Source organism: Pseudomonas defluvii, assembly GCF_001695625.1.
In the GTDB taxonomy this organism is placed as follows: domain Bacteria; phylum Pseudomonadota; class Gammaproteobacteria; order Pseudomonadales; family Pseudomonadaceae; genus Aquipseudomonas; species Aquipseudomonas defluvii.
Genome location: NZ_MBPN01000358.1, coordinates 1 through 272, shown reverse-complemented (window position 1 = coordinate 272; position 272 = coordinate 1). Strand labels below are relative to the sequence as shown.

The following is a 272-nucleotide window of genomic DNA, read 5'->3' as shown; positions in this document are numbered from 1 at the left end:
CCCTGCTGCGTAACATCGTTGCTGCTCCATAACATCAAACATCGACCCACGGCGTAACGCGCTTGCTGCTTGGATGCCCGAGGCATAGACTGTACAAAAAAACAGTCATAACAAGCCATGAAAACCGCCACTGCGCCGTTACCACCGCTGCGTTCGGTCAAGGTTCTGGACCAGTTGCGTGAGCGCATACGCTACTTGCATTACAGTTTACGAACCGAACAGGCTTATGTCCACTGGGTTCGTGCCTTCATCCGTTTCCACGGTGTGCGTCA

1 protein-coding gene is annotated in these 272 nt (G+C 53.3%); it reads left to right on the top strand.

Annotation, left to right across the window (positions count from 1 at the left end):
• Window positions 1-117: 117 nt before the first annotated feature.
• On the top strand, window positions 118-272 hold a 155-nt coding region (locus EKA13_RS27670; RefSeq protein ID WP_171895890.1), incomplete at its 3' end, for a phage integrase N-terminal SAM-like domain-containing protein.